Origin of the sequence: Burkholderia cenocepacia (assembly GCF_014211915.1) — a bacterium.
GTDB classification, from domain to species: domain Bacteria; phylum Pseudomonadota; class Gammaproteobacteria; order Burkholderiales; family Burkholderiaceae; genus Burkholderia; species Burkholderia orbicola.
The window spans coordinates 1,350,143-1,363,706 of record NZ_CP060040.1; the positions used below are offsets into that span (position 1 = coordinate 1,350,143).

The 13,564-nt window shown below is 65.6% G+C and carries 16 protein-coding genes; 11 read left to right on the forward strand and 5 right to left on the reverse strand.

Annotated elements, in window-relative coordinates:
• The first annotated feature begins 23 nt into the window (after window positions 1-23).
• The 3 genes from SY91_RS22550 (at window position 24) to SY91_RS22560 (ending at window position 2,683) form a co-directional block, all read left to right on the forward strand.
• Window positions 24-818 (forward strand): AraC family transcriptional regulator, encoded by a 795-nt coding sequence (locus tag SY91_RS22550; protein ID WP_006480899.1) that lies wholly within the window; start codon window positions 24-26, stop codon window positions 816-818.
• 181 nt (window positions 819-999) lie between these two features.
• The gene (locus SY91_RS22555) at window positions 1,000-1,932 is read left to right on the forward strand and encodes a DMT family transporter (RefSeq protein ID WP_023477487.1); all 933 of its coding nucleotides are present in this window, start codon (window positions 1,000-1,002) and stop codon (window positions 1,930-1,932) included.
• Between the two features lie 202 nt (window positions 1,933-2,134).
• Window positions 2,135-2,683 (forward strand): hypothetical protein, encoded by a 549-nt coding sequence (locus SY91_RS22560; protein WP_023477486.1) that lies wholly within the window; start codon window positions 2,135-2,137, stop codon window positions 2,681-2,683.
• 93 nt (window positions 2,684-2,776) lie between these two features.
• Here the strand turns inward: SY91_RS22560 and SY91_RS22565 are convergent, their stop codons facing one another.
• Complete coding sequence (locus SY91_RS22565) at window positions 2,777-2,911, reverse strand: entericidin A/B family lipoprotein (RefSeq protein ID WP_006485835.1); 135 nt, start codon at window positions 2,909-2,911, stop codon at window positions 2,777-2,779.
• A 233-nt stretch (window positions 2,912-3,144) separates the two neighbouring features.
• Between SY91_RS22565 and SY91_RS22570 the strand changes: the two genes are divergently transcribed.
• The gene (locus SY91_RS22570) at window positions 3,145-4,440 is read left to right on the forward strand and encodes an aspartate carbamoyltransferase (protein ID WP_006480896.1); all 1,296 of its coding nucleotides are present in this window, start codon (window positions 3,145-3,147) and stop codon (window positions 4,438-4,440) included.
• Window positions 4,441-4,583: 143 nt separating this feature from the next.
• Here SY91_RS22570 and SY91_RS22575 read toward each other — a convergent pair whose 3' ends face one another.
• Both SY91_RS22575 and SY91_RS22580 read right to left on the reverse strand, forming a co-directional pair.
• Window positions 4,584-5,003: a type II toxin-antitoxin system VapC family toxin gene (locus SY91_RS22575; protein WP_006480895.1), complete on the reverse strand. Its 420-nt coding sequence runs from the start codon at window positions 5,001-5,003 to the stop codon at window positions 4,584-4,586.
• Window positions 5,000-5,239, reverse strand: coding sequence for a FitA-like ribbon-helix-helix domain-containing protein (locus SY91_RS22580; protein ID WP_034175232.1), 240 nt, complete (start codon window positions 5,237-5,239; stop codon window positions 5,000-5,002). Before SY91_RS22580 ends, SY91_RS22575 begins: the two co-directional genes overlap by 4 nt.
• Before the next feature lie 322 nt (window positions 5,240-5,561).
• Between SY91_RS22580 and SY91_RS22585 the strand changes: the two genes are divergently transcribed.
• The 3 genes from SY91_RS22585 to SY91_RS22595 are packed head-to-tail and all read left to right on the forward strand — an operon-like array spanning window position 5,562 to window position 9,244.
• The gene (locus SY91_RS22585; RefSeq protein WP_023477482.1) at window positions 5,562-7,805 is read left to right on the forward strand and encodes a TonB-dependent receptor; all 2,244 of its coding nucleotides are present in this window, start codon (window positions 5,562-5,564) and stop codon (window positions 7,803-7,805) included.
• A gap of 3 nt (window positions 7,806-7,808) precedes the next feature.
• Window positions 7,809-8,564: a tetratricopeptide repeat protein gene (locus tag SY91_RS22590; RefSeq protein ID WP_023477481.1), complete on the forward strand. Its 756-nt coding sequence runs from the start codon at window positions 7,809-7,811 to the stop codon at window positions 8,562-8,564.
• On the forward strand, window positions 8,561-9,244 hold the full coding sequence (locus SY91_RS22595) for a Fe2+-dependent dioxygenase (RefSeq protein ID WP_023477480.1): 684 nt from the start codon (window positions 8,561-8,563) through the stop codon (window positions 9,242-9,244). Before SY91_RS22590 ends, SY91_RS22595 begins: the two co-directional genes overlap by 4 nt.
• Window positions 9,245-9,285: 41 nt before the next feature.
• Here SY91_RS22595 and SY91_RS22600 read toward each other — a convergent pair whose 3' ends face one another.
• Complete coding sequence (locus SY91_RS22600) at window positions 9,286-11,235, reverse strand: hypothetical protein (protein WP_034175230.1); 1,950 nt, start codon at window positions 11,233-11,235, stop codon at window positions 9,286-9,288.
• A gap of 205 nt (window positions 11,236-11,440) precedes the next feature.
• On the opposite strand from SY91_RS22600, the gene SY91_RS22605 reads away from it, so the two are divergent.
• Entirely contained in the window at window positions 11,441-11,731 is a 291-nt protein-coding gene (locus SY91_RS22605; RefSeq protein ID WP_249209686.1) for a type II toxin-antitoxin system Phd/YefM family antitoxin, read from the forward strand.
• Between the two features lie 176 nt (window positions 11,732-11,907).
• Here the strand turns inward: SY91_RS22605 and SY91_RS35155 are convergent, their stop codons facing one another.
• Window positions 11,908-12,048, reverse strand: coding sequence for a hypothetical protein (locus SY91_RS35155; RefSeq protein WP_260632489.1), 141 nt, complete (start codon window positions 12,046-12,048; stop codon window positions 11,908-11,910).
• Between the two features lie 3 nt (window positions 12,049-12,051).
• Between SY91_RS35155 and SY91_RS22610 the strand changes: the two genes are divergently transcribed.
• From SY91_RS22610 to SY91_RS22620, 3 genes are all read left to right on the forward strand, one after another.
• Window positions 12,052-12,540, forward strand: coding sequence for a M15 family metallopeptidase (locus tag SY91_RS22610; RefSeq protein ID WP_260632490.1), 489 nt, complete (start codon window positions 12,052-12,054; stop codon window positions 12,538-12,540).
• Window positions 12,541-12,641: 101 nt separating this feature from the next.
• Window positions 12,642-13,226: an NTP transferase domain-containing protein gene (locus SY91_RS22615; protein ID WP_023477476.1), complete on the forward strand. Its 585-nt coding sequence runs from the start codon at window positions 12,642-12,644 to the stop codon at window positions 13,224-13,226.
• 171 nt (window positions 13,227-13,397) lie between these two features.
• On the forward strand, window positions 13,398-13,538 hold the full coding sequence (locus SY91_RS22620) for a hypothetical protein (protein WP_012339712.1): 141 nt from the start codon (window positions 13,398-13,400) through the stop codon (window positions 13,536-13,538).
• Window positions 13,539-13,564: the final 26 nt, after the last annotated feature.

Here is a 13,564-nt window from a genome sequence, read left to right on the forward strand (position 1 = left end):
CGCGACCGGCGCGAGGAGCGCACATGCACCGTGTCACCCACTATCGACGCACCGGCGAAGGCATCGAGGCGTTCAGCCTCGAATCCGACCGCGCGTTTCCGCGCCACGCGCACGACGAATTCGGGGTGGGCGTGATCGTCAGCGGTGCGCACCGGTCGTGGAGCGGTCGCGGGCAGGTCGACGCGCTGGCGGGTGACGCGATCATGGTCAATCCCGGCGAGATGCACGACGGCTCGCCGCTCGAGGCCGGCACCGGCAGGCGCTGGCGGATGCTGTACCTCGCGCCCGCGCTGGTCGCGGGCGTCGCCGCGGAAGAAGGCCTCGGCGGCGTCGAGCTTGCCCATCCGGCCGTGCGCGACGCGCGGCTCACGGCCGCCGTCGGTCGGCTGCATGCGCGCATCGTCGCAGGCGAAACCCCGCCGCTGGCCCGCGACGAAGCGCTCGTGATGCTCGTCGCCGGTTTGCTCGCCCGGCACGCGAACCGCACGCTGCCGGCGGCCGGCGTCGCGCCGGCCGTCCGCGTCGCGCGGGAGCGGCTCGATGCAGCGCCGGCCGCTCCCGTGTCGCTCGCCGAGCTGGCCGACCTGAGCGGCGTCAGCCGCTTCCAGTTGCTGCGCGGCTTTGCGCGCGAGCTCGGCATCACGCCGCACGCCTATCTGGTTCAGTCGCGCACGCGGCTGGCGCGCGCGCTGCTGGCCAGCGGCCTGCCGATCGCCGATGCCGCGGCCGAAGCCGGCTTCGCCGATCAGAGCCACCTGACGCGTGCGTTCGCACGCCAGTTCGGGATCACGCCGGGGCGGTTCACGCAGGCGGGATAATCAAGGCATCGCCGGCGCAGTGCAGAGCTACCGGGCGCAGTGCATTCAAAGGCGGTTGCTACCTCGACGGCAGCCGCGACCTATCGCGTCAGTGCCTGTCGACGGCGCACCGCATTCAATGCCTCTCGCGTTGCAATTTCGTTCAAGACGCACCCCGCCGCCATACGCGACGATGCGGCGCATGAAGACACGACTGATTGGCTATCTCTATCTCGCCGCCGCGATGGCGGGCGTCGGCAGCACCGTCGTCGCGAGCCGTCTCGCGGCCGGCGGCCTGCCGCCGTTCGCGGCCACCGCGCTGCGCTTCCTGATTGCGACCCCGCTGCTGTTCGCGCTGATGCGCGCGCAGCGCATGCGCTGGCCGCGCATTTCCGCACGCGACGCCGTGCTGCTCGTCATCCAGGCGGCGGCGGGCGGCGTCGGCTATACGGTGCTGCTGATCAGCGGCACGAAACTGTCGTCACCGCTCGATGCGGGTGTGATGCTCGGCACGCTGCCGGCCATGTCGACGCTGATCGCGGCCGTCGTGCTGCGCGAGCGGCAGACGCCGCGCGACTGGCTGGCCGCCGCGCTCGCCACGGCCGGCGTGCTGTTCGTCACGTTCGCGCCGGGCCACGCGATGCCGTCGCTGCAAACACTTGCCGGCGATGCGCTGGTGCTGGCGGCCGTCGCATGCGAAGCGGTCTTCATCCTGCTCAACCGGCGGCTTGCCGCGCCGTTACCGCCGCTCGCGCTCTCCACCGCGATGTCGGGCCTCGGCTTCATGCTCGCACTCGTGCCGGCCGCGTTCGAATGGCAAGCAGTGGCGAGCGGCTGGACCGTCCGCGCCGTATCGGCGATCGTCTACTACGCGCTGATTCCGACCGTGCTCGGCTACCTGTGCTGGTATGCGGGTTCGGCCCGTACGAGCGGCACCGAGGCGGCCCTGTTCACGGCGGTCGCGCCGGTTTCGGCCGTGCTGTTCGCGGTCGCGCTGTTCGGCGAAACGCTGACCGGCACGCGTGTCGCGGGCATCGCGCTCGTCGTCGCCGGCATGCTCGTCGGCGCGACGCGACGGCGCGAGCCGCCTGGCGCATCACGCGCTCCGCTCGCCGCGCGGACCGCCATCGACTGACTCGCGCGTTCATTGCCTCGCGGAGAAAAGGGCTCCGGCACCCTGCCGTCGCATCGCCTGCCGATCGCTACCTTTCCGCGATGCAGCCGGCGACTGTAGGAATGTGTCCTCGCACCGCAAAACCGTTGCGCACGACTGCGCAAGATGCAATATTCGCGTGGCCACACCCTTTGACAACCATCGAACAACAATCCGCCAAGCAATGAACAGGAAGGAAGCCAAAACAAGAATCGCGGTGCTGCTGTCCGCGGGAACGAGGAAGGCCGATGCGCTGGCCGAGCTGTCCGGACAGGGGCTCAAGGATCGCGTGCTCGCGCACCTGATCGCATCGCGCCCGGACCCCGAACGCTGCCGCAACAACAAGGTGCACGTCCGGATCCTGATCGCGCTCGGCATCGCCCAGCTGGTCATCAGCCTGATGCTTGCGTATTACTTCTTCGTATCCGGCGCCGGCAACGTCCTCGTCACCGTCTTCCTTGCGCTGACCGTGCCGCTGTCGCTGCTGTTCATCTGGGGCTTCGCGACCCATCGGGTCGGCGCGTATCACGCGTTCATCGTGCTGTCGCTGCTGCAGATACCGAAGGCCGTCGCCGATCTCGGGCGCGATCCGGCGGCCGCGCTGCCGAGCCTCGCGATCACGGTCGTGCTGGTCGGTTACGTGTGGTTCGTCCGCACCCGGTTGTTCCCCGACTATGGCTGGTTCACGCCGCGCAAGGTGGAAGGCCGCTACGCGTTCGTGGAGCGCGCCTGACGCCACCGGCATCGACCCGCGCGTAAAAAAAGCGCCGAGCCTCCCCGCAATCGCGGGAAGGCCGGCGCCTTCTGCATACCGGAACCGGTCGGCTTACTTGGCTTTTTCAGCCGAATCGCTGATCGCCTGGCCGCCCTTCGAAATGTCCTGGCCCACGCCGGCGACCGTATTGCAACCGGCGAGCGCCGCGGTCACCACCAGCAGCATTGCAGCAATCGTACGCGTCATTCTCATTCTCCTTCGAATCAACATGCCCGACCGGGCGAATCGTGTGCGGCTGGCGCCGGCAGACTGCCGGACACGGGGCCTGACCTGATTATACGGAGACGCAGGCCGCGCGCCAGTACGGCTCCGCCGAGTGTCATGCGCACCCCACCGCGCATGCGCGCAGAATTTTCTTGACTTCATCGCGCCAGGAACTAATATACGCACCGCGTATATTTTCCGCCCAGGAGCCGCCGATGACCGTTCCCCAGCAAGCCTTCCTCCGCGACGCGATGCGCCGCCTCAACATGACCCGCGAGGCATTCGCGAATCGCATCGGCGTCAGCCGGCGCGCGCTGGATACCTGGCTGCTTCCGGACGATTCGCAGGAATCGCGCGGGATGCCCGAGATCGTCGAGCGCTTCGTGTCGGAAATCGTCGAGCGCTCGGCGCCGGACGGCGAGAACTATACGCAAAGCGTAGACAAACAAGGGCTTGCGAAGCAATTCCTGTTCGAAGGCAAGCCGCAACTGATCTCCGTCGACCAGTTCTCGCGGGATTCGGTCGAGGCGCTGTTCCGCGTGGCGGATGTCATGCAGCCGATCGCGCGCCGCCACAAGATTTCGCGCGTGCTCGAAGGCGCGGTGCTCGGCAACCTGTTCTTCGAGGCCAGCACGCGTACACGCGTGTCGTTCGGCGCGGCCTTCTGCCGGCTCGGCGGCTCGGTGTGCGACACGACGGGGTTCACGTTCTCTTCGATGGCCAAGGGCGAATCGATCTACGACACGAGCCGCGTGATGGCCGGCTACGTCGACGCGCTCGTGATCCGCCATCCGGAAAAAGGCTCGGTGGCCGAATTCGCGCGCGCGACCAACCTGCCGGTGATCAACGGCGGCGACGGCCCCGGCGAGCACCCGAGCCAGGCGCTGCTCGACCTCTATACGATCCAGCGCGAGTTTTCGCGACTCGGCAAGATCGTCGACGGCGCGCACATCGCGCTGGTCGGCGACCTGAAATACGGCCGCACCGTGCACTCGCTCGTCAAGCTGCTCGCACTGTACCGCGGGCTGAAGTTCACGCTCGTGTCGCCGCCGACGCTCGAGATGCCGACGTACATCGTCGAACAGATCGCGACGAACGGCCACGTGGTCGAGCAGACCAACGACCTCGCGACCGGGCTGCGCGGCGCGGATGTGGTCTACGCGACGCGAATTCAGAAGGAGCGCTTCACCGACGAGTCGTTCGAAGGCTATACGCCGGATTTTCAGATCAACCAGGCGCTGGTCGACTCGGTATGCAAGCCCGACACGCTGATCATGCACCCGCTGCCGCGCGACAGCCGGCCCGGTGCGAACGACCTGTCGGTCGACCTGAACCGCGACCCGCGTCTCGCGATCTTCCGGCAGACCGACAACGGCATTCCGGTGCGGATGGCGATCTTCGCGATACTGCTGGGTGTCGAGAATCTCGTCCAGCACTCGATGCGCGACGCGACGTGGCGACCGCCGGCGTACCTCGGGCCGGAAGACGCGGTGTTTCACGGGATCGACTAACCTGCAGCCGATGTCGCGCGCCTGAACGCGAGAGTGCGTCAGTTCAAGGGCCACGCGCAGACATCACGCACCCAACGCGCCGGCTTGCACGGCGCGTCGTCATTTTCGGCGCCGGTAACAACGTGACGGCGGCCAACCCGGCGTCAGGCGGCCCAAGGGTCGATCACACGCAGGCCTGCCGCCTCGAACGGCGCGACGTCGCGCGTGGCCACGATCAGCCCGTTCGCCGCGGCGGTTGCGGCAATGAAGCCGTCGGCAGACGCCATCGCGTTGCCCGTACCACGCGCCTTGGCGCGCAGGCTCGCGTACGCCTTGCTGGCCGCATCATCGAACGGCAGGACCCGGCCGCGAAACAACGGCACGACGCGCTGCTCGATACTTTGCTCGAGCCAGTCCCGCCGACGGCCCTCCGGCAACGCCGCCACGCCGAAGCGCATTTCCGCCAGACTGATCGCGGCAAGAAACAGCGTCTCGACGTTCTGCGCGTCGAGCCATTCGATCACGGCCGCGTTCGGCTCGCGCCGCAGCGGCTCGGAAATGACGTTGGTATCGACGAGGATCATTCGAAGCTCATCGGATCGGTTGACGATGCGTCGCGCCGAACTTCGAAATCGATGCCGCCCGCTTCCCGGCCGATTTCAGCCAGCAGCGTCCCGAGCCTGGGTCGGCCGCCGGGCCGAACGGCTTGCTCGAGAATGTCTCGCACCTCGGCTTCGGTACTGCGGCCATGTTGCGCGGCCCGGATTCGAAGCGCGCGATGCACTTCGTCGGGTAAATTTCGAACGGTGATCACGGGCATGATGCGCCTCACTACATTTGCTTTCAATGCAGTCATATTAACACCTTGCTGTCATTTTAACCGAATGAAGATTCGGTCACTGTAAGCCGCTCGCCACGCCCCTCCCATTCGGCCGTTCGGCCATCCGCTCGACCCACCAGCCCTCGCAACCACCCCGCAACATTCGTCAACACTTCCCTTACAAACGATAACAAGAATGCTTCTCATTTAAAGAAAAATTACATAGAATGCCGCCTGAAAACAAATCGTAATAATTCCCGGCGGCGTGCACATTTCCGCATCGCAGCGCCCCCGGGGCCACACCGCGAGGTCGAAGCGCACCATGAAATCCCGTCCGGACGAGCTGAAGCTCGGTAAGTTCACCACCTTGTGCAGCGTGCTCGCCGCGAGCCCCGCGTTCGCCGACGGCACGCCGCCCGCGGCGCCCGCCAGCACCGAAGGCCACCTCGCGCCGATCGAGATCCAGGGCAAGACCGAGCACAGCTACAAGGCCGACTTTTCCGCTTCCGCGAAATTCACCGCGCCGCTCGTCGACACGCCGAAATCCGTCACCGTGATCCCGCAGGAACTGATCCAGAGTAGCGGCGCGGCGACGCTGACCGAAGCGCTGCGCACCGTGCCCGGCATCACGTTCGGCGCCGGCGAAGGCGGCAACCCGCTCGGCGACCGTCCGTTCATTCGCGGCTACGACACGCAGGGCAGCATGTTCGTCGACGGCATGCGCGACACGGGCGCCACCACGCGCGAGATCTTCAATACCGAACGCGTCGAGATCACCAAGGGTTCCGACGGCGCGTACGGCGGCCGCGGCGGCGCCGGCGGCAGCATCAACCTGATCACGAAGGCCCCGCACCTCGGCACGACGGCCGCCGCGAGCGCGGGCCTCGGCACCGACCGCTATCGCCGCTTCACCGCCGACGGCAACTGGCAGTTCGCCGAGCACGCCGCGTTCCGCCTGAACCTGATGAGCCACAACAACGACGTCGCCGGCCGCGACGCCGTCAACAACGAGCGCTGGGGCGTCGCGCCGTCGATCGCGTTCGGTCTCGGCACGCCGACGCGCGTGACCGCGAGCTACTACCACCTGCAGACGGACGACATGCCCGACGGCGGCATCCCGTACTTCTACACGACCTCGAACAAGCCCGCGAACGTCGGCACGATCTATCCGGCGCCTGTCGATCGCCACAACTTCTACGGCCTGATCGACCGCGACTTCCGCAAGACCACGTCGGACATCAGCACGATCAAGATCGAGCACGACATCACGCCGAACCTCACGGTGCGCAACACCACGCGCTACACGGAATCGACGCAGGACTACATCTGGACGCAGCCGGACGACAGCCAGGGCAACGTGGTGAACGGCAAGGTCTGGCGCCGCAACAACAACCGCAACAGCTCGGTCAACAGCCTCGCGAACCTGACCGAGCTGTTCGGCGAATTCCGCACGGGCCCGTTCAAGCACAGCTTCACGACCGGCATCGAGCTGTCGCGCGAATGGGGCAAGCGCGACTCGTACACGGTCGCGACCGACAAGGGCAAGATCTGCCAGAAAGGCATCGGCGCCGCGTCGGGCTACAACTGCACGAGCCTGTGGTCGCCGAACCCGAACGATCCGTGGGCCGGTTCGATCACGCGCAACAACGACTACGCGCATGCGCGCACCACGACGAAGTCGATCTACGGCTTCGACACGATCGAGATCACGCCGCGCTGGCAAGTCAACGCCGGCGTGCGCGTCGACGACTACTCGACCCGCTTCACCGACACCAAGGCCAACGGCGGCAAGACCACCACGCGCGACGACACGCTCGTGAACTGGCAGGCCGGCCTCGTGTTCAAGCCCGCGCAGAACGGCAGCATCTACGCGTCGTATGCGACCTCGTCGACGCCCGCCGGCATGATGCTCGGCGAAGGCAGCGAAACGCAGTCGCTCACGCCGGGCCACGGCGGCGTCGGCCCGAACGCCGATCAGCTTTCGCCGGAAAAGAACCGCAGCATCGAGCTCGGCACGAAGTGGAACGTGCTGAACGACAAGCTGTCGCTGACGGCCGCGCTGTTTCAGATCGACACGACCAACGCACGCGTGACGCTGCCGAACAACCAGTACGCGATGGTCGGCAACAAGCGCGTGCAGGGTCTCGAGCTCGGCCTCGCCGGCCAGATCACGAAGCAATGGCAGGTGTTCGGCGGCTACACGTACATGAAGAGCCAACTGCGCGACAACGGCAAGGACGCCGCGAACAACGGCAACCGCTTCCCGAACACGCCGAAGCACAGCCTGACGATGTGGTCGAACTACGACGTCACGCCGAAGTTCACGGTCGGCGGCGGCGCGTTCTACATGTCGGAGGTGTTCGGCGATCCCGCGAACCTGCGCGCCGTGCCGTCGTACTGGCGCTTCGATGCGATGGCGCAGTACCGGATCAACAAGAAGCTCGACCTGCAACTGAACGTCAACAACCTGTTCAACCGCACCTACTTCGATCAGGCGTATCCGGCGCACTATGCGTCGATCGCGCCGGGCCGTTCGGCGTTCGTCACGCTGAACGCGCGCTACTGATCGATGGAGGCCGTGTCGCTGAAGGCGCTCGCGTCGGTATCGCCGCGCGAGTTCGCCGACATCCTGGCCGGGCCGCCCGAGCGCGCCGCCGCGTGGGTCGCCGCGGCGGCCGACAACGGCATCGTCGACGCACAGGCCGTCTACGGGCAATACCTGCTCGACGGGCACGGCGTCGCACGCGATCCGGCCGCCGCGCTCGACTGGTTCCGGCATGCCGCGCGGGCCGGACACCCGATGGCGATGAACATGCTCGGGCGCTGCTACGAGTTCGGCTGGGGCACGGCCGCCTGCGCGCCGGTCGCCGTGTACTGGTACCGGCTTGCCGCGCAGGCGGGCCTCGACTGGGGCATGTACAACTACGCGACCGCACTTGCCCTCGGCAACGGCGTCGACGAGAACCGCGCCGACGCGCTCGACTGGTTCCGCCGCGCGGCCGCGCTCGGCCATGCGAAATCGATCAACCTGATCGGCGGGTTCTACGAGGATGGGTGGGTCGTATCGGTCGAGATCGAAGCCGCGTTCGACCACTATCGCCGTGCGGCCGAAGCCGGCGACTTCCGCGGCCAGTTCAACTATGCACGGCTGCTCGCCGAGCGCGGACGCGTCGACGAAGCGCTCGCTTGGCTCGCACGGGTGCCGGCCACCGCGACACCCGCGTTCATCGCGAAGATGCGCGCGTATCTCGTGTCGTCGCCGCTCGACGCTTTTCGTTCGGCGGCCATGCAGCTGGCGCCGCACGCCATGGAATCCGCATCATGATGCTTCATATCCCCGGCGTACTGACCCGAGCGCAAGTCGCGCAATGCCGCGACCTGCTCGATGCCGCCGAATGGGTCGACGGCAACGCGACGTCCGGCGCGCAGTCGGCGCTCGCGAAACGCAATCGACAACTGCCGGAAGGCTCGCCGGCCGCGCGTGCGGTGGGCGATGCGATTCAGGACGCACTCGCCCGCCATCCGCTGTTCTTTTCGGCGGCGCTGCCGCTCAAGGTATTTCCACCGCTGTTCAATCGCTATGAAGGCGGCGAGACGTTCGGCACGCACGTCGACAACGCGATCCGGTTGCTGCGCGGCACGGATTTCCGCGTGCGCAGCGATCTGTCGGCGACGCTGTTTCTCGAGGAACCCGACGCATACGACGGCGGCGAACTGTGCGTCGAGGATACGTATGGCGTGCATCGCGCGAAGCTGCCGGCGGGCGATCTCGTGCTGTATCCGGCGTCGAGCCTGCATCACGTGACGCCGGTGACGCGCGGTGAGCGCGTCGCGTCGTTCTTCTGGATTCAGAGCATGGTGCGCGACGACGGTGATCGCACGCTGCTGTTTCAGCTCGATACGCAGATTCAGGCGCTTTCCGCGGAAAAAGGCGCGAAGGACCCGGTGGTCATTTCGCTCACCGGGATTTATCACAACCTGTTGAGGAAGTGGGCGGATGCGTGACGGGCATCCGCCATCCGAGTCGAAAACCCGAGTCGCTGCGATTACTTCTTTGGCGTCTCCGGCTTGTCCGGCGTTGCGATATACCCGCTGTAGCCCTTCTCATACGTCCTGGCGCCACTGCGCTCATAGCTGATGATCTGATCTTTGGGCACGACGAAGCGAACACATACGAGCGACGCGACTACTTTCTCGTCAGGCAGGGCGGGCCCGCCTTTCTTTGCGTGCTCCTTCGCACTATTTATTGCGTCAATCAGTCTGGCCGCCAAAAGATCGTCACATCCGGCTGCCGGTTTGCGGGGGACAGGCGCCCCGGTAAACGGCATGACGTCGTCGCCCGTTACCAGAGTTTGAACAGCAAACGGCATGACAGTGGCAGACGACTTGCCGGCACGCGCCGTCGACGAATGAAGGTCCGCGCGCAGCATCAGTTCGAGTTGCACCGACGAGCCCAGGCGATTGACGATATTCACATGCGTCAGCGTAATCGCATCGTCCTTCCCCTTGTCGCAATGAACGCCATACGGCACCAGCGTCGCGCATTGCTGGCCCGAAAGCACAAGGTTGTCCGCGTGCAGATACCCGAGCCCGAAATTCCTGACGACGAGTTTTGGGAAAAATAGAGGGTTTCCGCTGAACTGCGGCACCAGCACCAACATGAGGAACGCGGACATGCATACCAGTCCCAAGGGTTTCCAGTCTCGGCCCAGACTGAATACTCCACAGTTGAGCAGGCAGATCAGCAGGATCGCGTTGGCAAGCGTTACTGTCTCACCGTCCGGGCGCCCTTGGTCGACGATCAAACAGACGAAAATCAATACGATGCTCGCCCCGCCGGCAAACATCCCCGTGATTAGCAACTTCACGCCAATCAACGGCCATCCCGTTGACGCCGTGGCCCCACCGCCGTGCCATGACCGCCGCCCGGCGGCAAGTATCCAGATCCCCGCCCAGATAACACCGACAACGGTAGCGGCACCCAACATGATCCGCTGCGTCAGGCTCGCATCCGGCGACGCAAGTGACGCCAGCGTCGCCCGAATCAGCCAAGGCATAAGTGCGGCGCACAGCCAGTTCATTGCCTGTTGCCCATGCAACCCGTAGCGCAGTCTGCGGACCGATATCCGTAGCGCGGTAACGGACAGGATCACGCAAACCATAACGGCGCCGTATTCCGCCAACCCATGTCCGACAAACCGAAACACTGCAACGATCCATTCCCCGCCCGGAATGCCCGTCAGCCACGTGTGCAGCCAGGCCGCCCCTGCCCTGAACCATTGCCCAATATCCGGCAATGCATCGCGAATATTGTCGGAAACGTAGATGATCGGATGAGCGTCGGGATCCGGCGTGGGCACCACCGTTCCGTGCATCCGACGCCGGACGAGAAAGGTGGCGACATTGACGAGAACCGAAAACAGGAACAACGACCAGAGTGTGCGATGAACAAGGCGGCGGCGCAGTCCCGGCGCTTGCCAATCGAACAGGATCAGGCCGAACATCGCGACATACGCGGCAACATACGTCGTCGATACGAGCACCATCATCGCGGGGTCTTGCCATCTGGAAAACGGAGAAAATCCAGCCGCGGCCGACAGCACATCCAGCCAGATCATGCCGGTCAACAACGAAACGAGAACAATGAATTTTCCTCGAACGAGTTGCTCCCGCGTCGCGGCGCGAACGGCGACGATCGTGCCCGGTACGGTCGATGCGGGCGAGTGAGGATAGAAGTGGTTCAGAACGGCGCGCGCCGCCAGCCCGGCCAGGATGCAATACCAACCGATCAGCGGCACCAGCATCAGCTCCAGCGCGAACGATGCAATCAGCGTCCCGGTCAACTCGCTCAGCGTGAAGTCCGGTAGCTGGTCGACGCCGTTCGCATAGAACAGCAGAGGCAGCGCCCCGCACGACAGCACCAGCCACGAAAGCGTGACGATTGGATTTTTCCGGCCGAATGCGACCAGTCGCGTCAAGAATTGTTGTTGTGTCATGTTCGAATAGCGTGTGACGAGTCTCATTCGGGCCCGCTTGCTCTCCCAAGCGGGCCTGCCCGAACGGCCGCACGATTGTACCGAATCGGTGAAGCGACCCCGCCGGCGCCGCAACAGGCTCTGCCCCACGCTCACTACTTGTGCAGAGCCACACGCTCGCCGTACATTGACTCCCTTCACTTCACATGACCGCATTCATTCCGTGATGTGGCACGCTACCGTTTCGAAATCCGAATTCAGCGCTCGCGCATTCGAGTACCTTCGACTCGTCGAGACATCGGGCCAAAAGCTCGTCGTCACTGACCATGGCCGTCCGGTATTCGAAATCCACCCGTATCGTTCACACGAGTCGCGACCATTGGACATATTGCGCGCGTCGGTCATGCACTACGATCATCCAGCCGATCCGGTTGAAGAAGAGGGGGTGGGAATTGCCTCGTTGATCGAGGCAGCCAGTGTCGATGCGATGAGCAAAGCCGCGCGGATGCGCCCGTAGCTCGCCCCCCGCGCATCTTTCACCAGACTCTGGCATATTGCCGATTCGTCTGACCAAAACGACCGCGGCCGCCCCATTCAACATCGGCCCGCGGCCCGCAATCGTCCTCGCGCCATTTACCCGCTACCGCGATACCGCTCTCCGATCCCGCCGTCCGCTCGATCGCCCTGCAAGAGTCACACGAAGGGTTCGTCGATCTCGCAGGCTTCCATGACCGCATCGCCGTCGATCTCGACCGCCGCGATATCGAAAGCAGGAGCCCGCACTTCCTGAAAGTGCGTCGCGGCGTGGCGGAACGGCTGATCGCCGCCGCGCACGCGTTGCCCGCCGGCCTGCGCCTGTACGTCAAGGAAGGCTACCGTCCGCTGGCCCTGCAGCGCCAGTACTTCACCGAGCATCTCGCGCATCTGCGCCGGACGCTGAATCCGCTCCCGGACGAAGACACCCTGGTCGCCCTGACCAGCCACTACGTCGCACCGCCGGAAGTCGCCGCCCATCCGACGGGCGCCGCCATCGACCTCACGCTGATCTCGGCGGAAGGCATCGAGATCGACATGGGCACCATCATGAACGCCACCGACCAGGAATCGTCCGGCGCGTGCTATACGCACAACGCGTTCATCAGTCGCGCGGCCGCGCGAAACCGCCAGATCCTGATCGACGCGCTGACCCGCGCCGGCTTCACGAATTACCCGTCCGAATGGTGGCATTGGTCGTTCGGCGATCGCTATTGGGCCGTCATGCAGAACGAATCGCACGCAATTTACGGTCCCGTCGAGGAAAGCATGCTCGACGAAGCGTCGCGATGACGGTTTTCCCGATCCGGCATACGTGACTCGGTAACATCCTCACTTGCCGATCCCCGTGTGCTCCCGCACAATCGCAGCACCTGCCTCACTCCCCCGCGCCGATGTCCTATGCGTCACTCGCCACCGGCGTCCTGCTCGCCGGCGGCCTTGGTCAACGCTTCGACCCGAGCGGCCTGCACAGCAAGCTGCTTGCTCGGCTTCCCGACGGGACGCCGGTCGCAGTCGCCGCCGCCCGCCGTCTCGCGGCCGCCACCGCCGACGTGATCGCCGTCGTGCGTCCCGGCGCCGAAAAGCTTGCGATGCTGCTGAACGAAGCCGGCTGTCAGGTCGTGTACGCACCCGACGCGTTGCGCGGCATGGGCGCGAGCCTCGCGGCCGGCGTCCGCACGACCCCCGACGCGAATGGCTGGCTCGTCGCGCTCGGCGATATGCCGTGGATCGCGGCGTCCACCTACGAAACGGTCGCCCGGGCACTCGAAGCCGACGACGCGTCGATCGTCGCACCCGCGCATCGCGGCGTACGCGGCCATCCGGTCGGTTTTGCCGCGCACCACTTCGATGCGCTCGCCGCCCTCGACGGCGACACGGGTGCCCGCGCACTGTTCGCCAGCGCGCCGGTGACGCTGCTCGACATCGACGATCCCGGCATCCTGCGCGACGTCGATACCCCGGCGGATTTGCGCTGACTTCGATTGCATGGGCCGGCAAGATTCCGCACGAAGCCCCCAATGTCCAGACTTCGTCGACGATCCGCAACCCGCCGCAAGAATCCCGCTGCAAACGCGCGCCCGATTGCCTATAACGGAGACGAGGCGCATCCGCCGCGCCACCGCCGTCACGCACTGCACGAGTTCTCCATGAGCGATCACACGACCCCGACGCCCGAGCCACCGGCCGACCCGAACCGCGATCCGGAAGACGATCCGTTCTCGTCGCCGCCCGGTCATCACGACAACCCGCAGCAGCCGGACGGTCCACCAAGCAAGGACCCGGTCTAGCCGCACACTGCCCGCTCCGCGAATGC